Genomic DNA, 9,653 nt, shown 5'->3' on the forward strand with positions numbered 1-9,653 from the left:
AAATTGAAATTAATATTAAGTGTCTTATTATTGGTGATTTTTTCTTGTTCGAAAGAAGATCAAGAAAATAACTGCATCGAAAATAAAATTGCGTATGTAAGTTCGATAAACTCACCTTCAACTGGAACCGTAAATGAAAACATTAACATTGAAGTTAGTTTTGGAGTCGACAATGGTTGTGGCAATTTTGGAAAATTCATAGAAAATGGAAGTGGTAACACTAAAACTATTGAAGTGGAAGCAAGATATGAAGGCTGTGTTTGCACAATGGATGCTCCAACAAGAAAAACAAATTATGTTTTTAAAACACAAAATTCCGGGAATTATATATTAAAATTCAAATCAAGTTCAACTGAATTTATAACTGTGAATTTAACGATAAATTAAAATCTTTGCCTATAAAGCGTTTGAACAATTCATTATAATTCAACTTTTACAAAAAGCTCCGATATGGAGCTTTTTTTATTTTTATAACTCACTGTAACAAAATACTTTATTCCTTTTTTGGCAAGGTAAAAATGATTAAATTTGATGGTAGAAACAAGCCTGAAAAATAACAGTCATTTGTATGTCAAACCAAGGAATACATCTGAATGTTGGACCACATTATAAAACTAATCTCAACAACAGCAATTAGAAAAACGATGTAAAATGGCATTTATAGACTACTACAAAATATTGGGAGTCGACAAAAACGCAACGGATGCCGATGTCAAAAAAGCGTATCGAAAACTCGCCCGAAAACACCATCCCGACTTAAACCCAAACGACAAGGAAGCCGAACAAAAATTCAAGGAGATCAATGAAGCCAACGAGGTATTGAGCCATCCTGAAAATCGCAAGAAATACGATCAATACGGCGAAAACTGGCAACATTCCGAAGAATTTGAGAAACAAAGACAGCAACAACAATCCCGAAGCCGTGGCGGACAACAAGGCGGATTTGGCGGTTTCGAAGGATTCTCTGGCGGCGGCGATTATTCCGATTTTTTTGAATCCATGTTTGGTGGCCGTTCCACAGGTGGAAGAAGTCGAACCTCGGCTTCTAAAGGAGGTGATTTCAATGCCGAATTGCATCTTGACTTGAAAGACGTTTACACCACCCAAAAAAGGGAATTGACCATCAACGGCAAAAATATTAGGCTGACCATTCCGGCAGGAGTCGAAAATGGGCAAGTCATAAAAATCAGCGGAATGGGTGGCGAAGGTCGAAATGGCGGCCCAAAAGGTGATTTATACATCACTTTCACCATTGAAAATAAAACCAAATTCAAATTGGACAATCACAATCTTTATTCCACCGTGGATTTAGATTTATACAGCGCCATTTTGGGTGGCGAAATTACCGTTGACACCTTTGACGGAAAAGTAAAACTGAAAGTATTGCCCGGAACCCAAAACGGAACCAAAGCAAAACTGAAAGGCAAAGGATTTCCTGTTTATAAAAAAGAAGATGTTTTTGGTGATTTATACATTACCTACCAAATCGTGTTACCAACCAAACTTACCGAAAAAGAAAAAGAATTATTTGAGGAATTGGCCAAGTTGAAAGCTACACCATAAATAAAACTGCTTTTAATTCCTTAAAAGACAAAAAATCAACGTTTTACCAATAAAATTGCATAAATCAAAACATAAAAAAAAAGTCCTTGATTGATGACTTTTTGATTTAAATAATGAAACTCCTTATTTCTTCAATAAAATAGTCCAAAAAGCAGATAAAACACATTTACTATCTCTGAAAATCAGTAGATTATTCGTATATTTGAGAAGCCCTTTTTCTTAAAAATTAATTCCTTTTTTAGATGGATACTATTTTTAAAATAATCGAATCAATCAAGGCTTTCTTGCTTGATATTGGAGAACTTGCCCAATTTGCTGGTCGTTTTTTTAAAGAAGTTTTCAAGCGTCCTTCAGAATACAGGGAATTCCTTCGCCAATGTTTTTATATGGGGAACCGTTCCTTGCTTTTGGTTGCCGTAACGGGATTCATCATCGGATTGGTTTTTACATTGCAATCACGACCTACCTTGCAGGAATTTGGCGCTGTTTCCTGGATGCCGTCCATGGTGAGTATTTCCATCATTCGAGAAATTGGTCCCATCATCACTGCCTTGATTTGTGCTGGACGAATTGGCTCCGGAATTGGAGCCGAACTAGGTTCAATGAGAGTTACGGAACAAATTGACGCTATGGAAGTCTCGGGCACGAATCCCTTTAAATATTTAGTGGTTACCCGAATTTTGGCCACCACGTTCATGCTGCCTATTTTAGTGATGTTTGGCGATTTTATAGCAATTTATGGTTCTTATTTGGTCGAAAACATAAAAGGAAATGTTTCCTTTTTATTGTACTACAACCAGGTTTTTGACGCACTCGAGTTTGGCGATTTAATTCCTGCCACAATCAAGAGTTTCTTCTTTGGCTTTGCCATAGGATTAGTGGGTTGTTTTAAGGGTTATAATTGTAAAAAAGGGACAGCGGGCGTTGGACTTGCTGCTAATTCTGCCGTGGTTTTCACCTCGATGTTGCTCTTCATTATTGACTTTATTGCCGTTTTTGTAACTGATATTTTTTACGATTTATAAAACACAATGCACCGATGGACAATCCAAAAACCGTCATAGAAATCAAGGACTTGAAAAAAAGTTATGGTGACAATCACGTTTTGAATGGTTTCAATATGCGTTTGGTCGAAGGCGAGAACTTGGTCATTATGGGGAAATCGGGTTCCGGAAAATCAGTGATGATCAAATGTTTGATTGGACTCGAAGAACCTGACAATGGATCCATCATCATAATGGGAAAAGAAATCAATACGCTCGAACACGAGGAACTGGACGAACTTAGAACCGAAGTGGGATTTCTTTTCCAAGGAAGCGCGCTTTATGATTCGATGACCGTCAGGGAAAACCTGGAATTCCCTTTAAGACGCCACACCAAGAAGTTTGGCATCATAAAAGATACCACGCCATTGGTTATGGAAGCACTGGAAAATGTGGGTTTGGCACATACCATAAACTTGATGCCGGAAGAACTTTCGGGCGGAATGAAACGGCGAGTTGCCCTTGCACGAACCTTGATTCTCCAACCTAAAATTATTCTTTATGATGAACCCACAACAGGATTGGATCCCATAACGGCAAAAGAGATTTTGTTGCTGATGGAATCCATCCAAAAAAAATACAACACCTCGTCCATCATTATTACCCATGACGTGGATTGTGCGAGAGCCATTTCGAATCGGATGATTTTGTTGGTTGACGGCATTAATTATGCAGAAGGCACTTTCGAAGAGTTAATTGCTTCTAACGACCCTAAAATACAGGCATTCTTTAAATAATAAAAAAAATGGAAAAAACAACATCACAAAAAATACGCCTTGGCTTGTTTGTCATCATTGGATTATTGGTTTTCATCCTTGCCATTTATTTTATTGGCGACAAGCAAAAAATGTTTGGAAAAACGAATCATCTAGAAGCAATTTTCAACAACGTAAACGGATTGCAATTAGGCAACAATGTTCGCTATTCAGGAATAAGCGTGGGAACGGTTCGAGGAATTGAAATGATAAACGATACCACCATTCGTGTGGACATGATGATAGACAAAGCCATTTTTCCTTACATAAAAAAAGATGCCATAGCCACGATTAGTTCCGATGGATTAGTAGGCAACATGATTATAAGCATTATTCCCGGAAATGGAAACGAGGCTTCTGTAAAACCTGGCGACGAGATTCATTCCTACAATCGGATACGAACTGAAGACATGTTGAACACCCTTAGCATAACCAATAAAAATGCGGCTAAACTGACTTCTAATTTACTCAAAATTACCAATGAAATTAACGATGGAAAAGGTCCATTGAGTTTGTTATTAAAAGACACCCTCATGGCCAAAGACTTAAAAGAAACTATGCGCTATTTAAAATTAACCACAAAAGGAGCCTCAGAAACAGTGACTAAAATAGACAAACTCGTGACTTCATTGGACAACAAGGACAATGTGGTTGGTGTCATAAAGGATTCGGCTGTAGCCAATAAAATAAAAAACATGGTGACTAATTTAGACCTGTCAACTAAAGAAATAAAACTGGTGATAGCAAATCTCAATGCAACTATTCTGAATATCAAAGACGGAAAAGGCAGCATTAACTATCTCGCCAATGACCCCAAATTAGTCGAAAAAATAGACTCCACAATGACAAACATCAATAAAGCAAGTGCCAAGTTGAACGAAAATATGGAAGCCATGAAACATAATTTTCTCTTTAAAGGTTATTTCAAAAAACAAGAAAAAGAAAAAGAAAAAGCGAAAGAAAATAAAAAGTAGTCGATTATTAGTCTAAAAACAATCATTTCGTTTTTAAAATCCTGAAAAAAACTATACATTTAATTTTCAAAAACTTTTAATTCATGAATTCACTCCAAAAAACAGTCACTTCCCTACTGTTGCTAGTCTTGTGCAGCTGCAACCCATCCGACAAGAATAAAAAAACAGAATCGAATCTCGAGAATCTTTCCAAATACGAACCCAAAAATTACGTGGAAATAAAACACCCGGAATGGAGCAAAAATGCCACGATTTATGAAGTAAACGTGCGCCAATTCACTCCTGAGGGAACTTTCAAAGCTTTTGAATCGCATTTGCCAAGGCTCAAAGCAATGGGCGTCGACATCATTTGGCTGATGCCCATAAATCCCATTGGTGTCGAAAAAAGAAAAGGAACTCTGGGTAGCTACTATTCCGTAAAGGATTATTATGGCGTGAATCCTGAATTCGGAACCTTGGAAGACTTGAAAGCATTGGTCAAAAAAATTCACGGTCTGGGAATGCACGTCATCGTGGATTGGGTTGCCAACCATTCTGCTTGGGATAATGCCTTGGCAAAAGACCATCCGGATTGGTATTCCAAAACACCCGAAGGCAATTTTCAACCAACGCCTTGGTACGATTGGGAAGACATTATCGACTTTGATTTCGAAAACCCCGAATTGCGAAAATACATGACCGATGCCTTGAAATACTGGGTAAAAGAAACTGACATTGATGGTTATCGTTGTGATGTTGCCGGGTTTATTCCGGTCGATTTTTGGGAAAATGCCAGAGCCGAATTAGACGAAATAAAACCTGTTTTTATGCTTGGCGAATGGGAATCACGTGATTTGCATAAAAAGGCCTTTGACATGACGTATTCCTGGAGTTTGTGGGACAAAATGCACGCCGTGACCAAAGACCACAAAAGTTTGGCCGGTTTAATTGAATACATGGCGCATGACGTGAGCACTTTTCCAAAAGACGCCTACCGAATGACTTTTACCGAAAATCACGACAAGAATTCATGGGAAGGTAACCAATATTCTAATTTTGGCGATGGACTCGAAGCGTCGATGGTCTTGGCCTGTACCGTCAACGGAATGCCTTTAGTTTATAGCGGTCAGGAAGCAGGATTAAATCGTTCCTTGAAGTTTTTCGACAAAGACTTGATTGAATGGACATCACATCCTTTTACGGCTATTTACACCAAATTATTCGATTTAAAACATAAAAATCAAGCCCTGTGGAACGGTGCTTATGGCGGTGAAATGATCCGAATTTTTAATGACAAACCCGAACAAGTGCTTTCTTTTTCAAGAAGCAAAAACGGAAATCAGGTTATTCCAATCATCAATTACAGCGACAAACCGGTTACTGTAAAACTCAATTCCAAATACCAAAAAGGAACTTACAAAGAACTATTTTCAAATGCGGAATATGTCTTGAAAGGCGATGATGTTATTGCATTGGCACCTTGGAAGTACTTGGTTTTAGTAAAATAACAAATAGTTTATGGCATAAAAAATCCGCTTTCAAGCGGATTTTTTATATACTTTTCAGCCCTTCAATCAACAAATCGATGTCTTCTTTTGTATTGAAATGACTGAAAGAAATACGCAAACTTGGTTTTTTCAAGTTTTCATTCGAAAGCATTTCAGCCAAAACGTGTGATGGTTTGATGCTTCCCGATTGACAAGCACTGCCACGCGAAACGGCAATTCCTTTCATGTCTAAATGGAATAAAATCATCGCAGTTTTATCATCGGAAAAAGGCAACAGCACATTCAAAATAGTATAAATTCCATCTTGGTTTCCGTTGATTTCAAAATCGGGAAATTCTAGTTCAAGCTGGCTGATCAAATATTTTTTCAAATCGGAAATATGGTTTCTTTCGATTTCTAAATTGGCACAAGAAAGTTCCAATGCCTTTGCCATTCCTGCAATTTGGTGAACGGCTTCGGTGCCGGGACGCAAACCTTTTTCTTGTTCACCGCCATAAAACAAAGGCTGCAAACCTGAATTTTTCTTGACATAAGCAAATCCTGTTCCTTTGGGTCCGTGAAATTTATGTGCACTGGCCGAGATGAAATCTATTGGTAAATGCTGCAAATTGATGTCGATTTTCCCAACGGCTTGCACCATGTCAGAATGAAACAGGGCATTGTGTTGCTCACAAATTCGTCCCACTCTATCCAAATCCAAAACAGTTCCAATTTCGTTGTTCACGTACATCAAACTCACCAAGGTTTTCGTTTCTTGCGAAAGCAAATCCACTAAATCCGTGATGTCAATGGTGCCATTTGGCCTGATTGCGACATAATCCACTTGAATATCGAATTCATTTTGCAAGGCTTGAACGGTGTGTAAAACCGCATGATGTTCTATTTTGCTGGTGATGATTCGCTTCACTTTTAAATCCTTGACGGCCGAGCGAAGTATCCAATTATTGGCTTCGGTTCCGCAAGAAGTGAAGATAATTTCTTGGGCTGCAGCATGCAAACATTTGGCGACAATCTTTCTGGAAAGTTCCAAAATACTTTTGGCGTTTCGACCAAAACTGTGCGTTGACGATGGATTTCCATAATCTTCGGCCAATACTTTGGTCATTTCTTGAACGACTTCCGTACGAAGTTGCGTGGTGGAGGCGTTATCGAGATATACTTTTTTCATCTATTTATACTATCTGTTTTTTATTGGAAGATGGAACGTCTGTAACCATTTTCCTTTTGTCAATGACGATTCTTGTGGGCGTTTCATGTTATAAAATTAAACTTTATTGGCAACATTTCGTCGTGATGGCGCCACTTTCTGATTTTTCGAAAAAATTAATTTTGCATTGAAAACAACAATTGAAACCAAAATCAGGAAATAAGAACACAGCTGCAACACACTCACTTGCTCGTTGTAATAGAATATGGCCAACAAAAAGTTAATTATCGGATTGATGTAAATCATGATGCCCACAGTGGATGAATTTATTCCCTTTAAAGCGTACAGATTCAAAAACAGGGGAATGATGGTAAAAAAGACAACGATGATTAATAAACAGCCGTAAAACAATGGTTCCGTTGGAATTGTCCCGCTGTATTTTGGATAAAAAGGAAGCAAGATAAGAGCCGTAAACAGCAATTGAATCGTCAATACCAAGAATTTGTCCAGTTCGCAATTTTTTCTTTGACTTACTAAATAAAAAGCATAAGTTGCCGCCACTACCAAACTAAAAAAAATATCCTCAAAATGATTCAACGACAATAAAACACACCCCAAAATACTTATCATCACGGCAATCCACTGCCCTTTTGACAAAGTTTCCTTGAGCATATAAAAGGCAATGACGGTTGTAAGAATGGGACAAATCAAATAAGCCAATGAGGCCGCTTTTACGCTGACGTGATTCATCACAAAAATAAAAACAAACCAATTTGAAGCCAAAAACAAAGCGCCACCAAGAGTCAAAACTACGGTTCTTCGTTTTTGTTCTTGGGGCATTTTACTGAAATGAATCCAATTTTTACGAAGGACTTTTCCACGAAAAACAAGGTTAATCAAAACCATCAGGACCACACTGAAAAACACGCGGTAAAACATGATATCCAAAGAAGGATAATGGTGCAAAGGTTTTAGCGCCAAACTAAAAAATCCCCAGATAAAAAAGGCGAAAAAAGCAGCTAAATAATATTTTGTGAGTTTCATTTCCAGTATTAAATCGTTGCAAATATAATGATTTCAATTCGCTTGGGATTTTACATCCGCTTTTTAGGTTTCCATAAATTTCAAATTAAAATCCAAAATTCATGTTAAATACCATGTTTTTAAAGGAGAATGCTTTTGGAACAAATTAAAAATTCTACTTTTGTTGGAAATAGTATAAAAATGAAACGATTTCTAGGTTTATTGGTTTGCGCATTGGCTTTTAATAGTTGTGATGATGGTGATTTAACCATGGAAAAAATTAATTTTGAAGATGTTGACACACAAAGTTGCACTACCAATGACATCATCTATAAACTCAAGGAAAAAGAAGCTTTACTGCTTGAAATTCCTAAAAATTCTTTTGTAAACGAACCCACAGTTCCGGGAACTCCTACCATAATTAACATTGATAATGCAAACTTTCGAGTAGTCTATCGTTTTTATAACGGAACTATTGCGTCAGAAAATATTTGCAACACGATTCCTCCAGCATTGCCTTATGTAACAGATCAATGGACTGCCTCATCCGGAAAAATACAGATAATTACGACCACAGTCAAATCAACAAACACAACAGACAACAGTACTAGAATTACGGGTTACAACCATAATATCGTTTTCAAAAATATCACGTTTGACAAAACTTCAGGAACCCAAGTCTATACAACATTTCCTTTCGGCGATTATACCACACAACCAACTAATGCGCTGCCTTTTGGTTTTGAACAAAAAGTGGTACAATGTCCTAGTTCAAAACTACTGTACAATCGCACCAGTAACGAAGGATTAACCATAGAAAACATAGATCCTGCTTTGATTGTAAATACGGAAACAACATTAAACAAACCTAGAACTGCCACAATTGGTTCCATCAACAATAGGCTTACCTATCGTTTGTTTTCCGGATTGCTTACTGACGACTATTTTTGCAGTGCCACTGTTCCGGCGCTTCCGGCGATAAGCGAAGAATGGAATGCAGTGAGTGGCGGTATAATTGAAGTAACTACCACAAAAAATGGAACCACGGCCTATAAACACACCATCGTTCTCAAAAACGTGGTTTTAAAGAAAGGAAACAGCGATTTCAAACTTGGAGACAGCTTTCCTTATGGCGATTTAACAACCTCCAACTAAAATTCAGCAACAATACTAAATACATTTTACCGCAAATTCGCAAATTAAACCTTCTTGTTTTGAATGTTTGATGTGCTAATTTGCGATTTATTTTTTGTTTTTATGCATCTATTTTTGACGAGCCAAATCGAAATTATTTGCTGTTTTGTTTGATAAAAACTTCGGTCGCACCCAATCCATATTTTTGATAATTGGCATCTTGAAAAGCGATGTTGTCATAGCGTCCCAACAAAAAATCCAGCTCTGATTTTAGTATTCCTTCGCCAACTCCGTGAATAAAAACAATCTTCGGAATACGGTTTCTGATGGCAAATTCGATGTGCCTTTTTGCCGTTTCCGACTGTAAAGTCAGGATGTCGTAATTGGACATTCCTCGCTTGTTGGGTACCAATTTTTCGATGTGCAAATCAAATTCCGGAGCCGAAATTTCGTGCTTTTCTTTGCGTTCCTTGACGAAACTTCTAGGTTTTGGAATTTCTTTTTCCTTGGCAACCTCACCTACATTG

At 37.5% G+C, this 9,653-nt stretch carries 10 protein-coding genes; 7 read left to right on the top strand and 3 right to left on the bottom strand.

Translation table 11 applies throughout. The features are described from left to right. The 6 genes from C0430_RS03850 to C0430_RS03875 form a co-directional block, all read left to right on the top strand. Positions 1–387: hypothetical protein (locus C0430_RS03850; RefSeq protein ID WP_366559291.1), on the top strand; the 387-nt coding region annotated here is incomplete at its 5' end. A gap of 264 nt (positions 388–651) precedes the next feature. Further along, a complete protein-coding gene (locus C0430_RS03855; protein WP_290865668.1) occupies positions 652–1,563 on the top strand; it encodes a J domain-containing protein in 912 nt (303 codons plus the stop codon). A 242-nt stretch (positions 1,564–1,805) separates the two neighbouring features. Further along, positions 1,806–2,588: an ABC transporter permease gene (locus C0430_RS03860; protein WP_290865669.1), complete on the top strand. Its 783-nt coding sequence runs from the start codon at positions 1,806–1,808 to the stop codon at positions 2,586–2,588. A gap of 14 nt (positions 2,589–2,602) precedes the next feature. Next, the gene (locus C0430_RS03865) at positions 2,603–3,343 is read left to right on the top strand and encodes an ATP-binding cassette domain-containing protein (RefSeq protein WP_290865672.1); all 741 of its coding nucleotides are present in this window, start codon (positions 2,603–2,605) and stop codon (positions 3,341–3,343) included. 8 nt (positions 3,344–3,351) lie between these two features. Continuing rightward, on the top strand, positions 3,352–4,335 hold the full coding sequence (locus tag C0430_RS03870; protein ID WP_290865674.1) for an MlaD family protein: 984 nt from the start codon (positions 3,352–3,354) through the stop codon (positions 4,333–4,335). Positions 4,336–4,418: 83 nt separating this feature from the next. Then, on the top strand, positions 4,419–5,822 hold the full coding sequence (locus tag C0430_RS03875) for an alpha-amylase family glycosyl hydrolase (protein WP_290865676.1): 1,404 nt from the start codon (positions 4,419–4,421) through the stop codon (positions 5,820–5,822). A 43-nt stretch (positions 5,823–5,865) separates the two neighbouring features. Here C0430_RS03875 and C0430_RS03880 read toward each other — a convergent pair whose 3' ends face one another. Both C0430_RS03880 and C0430_RS03885 read right to left on the bottom strand, forming a co-directional pair. After that, positions 5,866–6,990 (bottom strand): cysteine desulfurase family protein, encoded by a 1,125-nt coding sequence (locus tag C0430_RS03880; RefSeq protein WP_290865678.1) that lies wholly within the window; start codon positions 6,988–6,990, stop codon positions 5,866–5,868. Positions 6,991–7,086: 96 nt separating this feature from the next. Continuing rightward, positions 7,087–8,013 carry an EamA family transporter gene (locus tag C0430_RS03885; RefSeq protein WP_290865680.1) on the bottom strand — a complete coding sequence of 309 codons (927 nt, stop codon included), beginning with the start codon at positions 8,011–8,013 and terminating at the stop codon, positions 7,087–7,089. 180 nt (positions 8,014–8,193) lie between these two features. On the opposite strand from C0430_RS03885, the gene C0430_RS03890 reads away from it, so the two are divergent. Beyond that, complete coding sequence (locus tag C0430_RS03890; RefSeq protein WP_290865681.1) at positions 8,194–9,147, top strand: hypothetical protein; 954 nt, start codon at positions 8,194–8,196, stop codon at positions 9,145–9,147. A gap of 133 nt (positions 9,148–9,280) precedes the next feature. On the opposite strand, the gene C0430_RS03895 is transcribed toward C0430_RS03890, so the two are convergent. After that, a partial coding sequence (locus C0430_RS03895; protein ID WP_290865683.1) for a Smr/MutS family protein occupies positions 9,281–9,653 on the bottom strand: 373 nt, incomplete at its 5' end.

The sequence above is a fragment of the Flavobacterium sp. genome (assembly GCF_013823965.1).
Taxonomy (GTDB): Bacteria; Bacteroidota; Bacteroidia; order Flavobacteriales; family Flavobacteriaceae; genus Flavobacterium.

Bases quoted from the DNA above. Each gene is read 5' to 3' on its own strand.
- C0430_RS03855 (WP_290865668.1), top strand. From the start codon at position 652: ATGGCATTTATAGACTACTACAAAATATTGGGAGTCGACAAAAACGCA.
- C0430_RS03860 (WP_290865669.1), top strand. From the start codon at position 1,806: ATGGATACTATTTTTAAAATAATCGAATCAATCAAGGCTTTCTTGCTT.
- C0430_RS03865 (WP_290865672.1), top strand. From the start codon at position 2,603: ATGGACAATCCAAAAACCGTCATAGAAATCAAGGACTTGAAAAAAAGT.
- C0430_RS03870 (WP_290865674.1), top strand. From the start codon at position 3,352: ATGGAAAAAACAACATCACAAAAAATACGCCTTGGCTTGTTTGTCATC.
- C0430_RS03875 (WP_290865676.1), top strand. From the start codon at position 4,419: ATGAATTCACTCCAAAAAACAGTCACTTCCCTACTGTTGCTAGTCTTG.
- C0430_RS03880 (WP_290865678.1), bottom strand. From the start codon at position 6,990: ATGAAAAAAGTATATCTCGATAACGCCTCCACCACGCAACTTCGTACG.
- C0430_RS03885 (WP_290865680.1), bottom strand. From the start codon at position 8,013: ATGAAACTCACAAAATATTATTTAGCTGCTTTTTTCGCCTTTTTTATC.
- C0430_RS03890 (WP_290865681.1), top strand. From the start codon at position 8,194: ATGAAACGATTTCTAGGTTTATTGGTTTGCGCATTGGCTTTTAATAGT.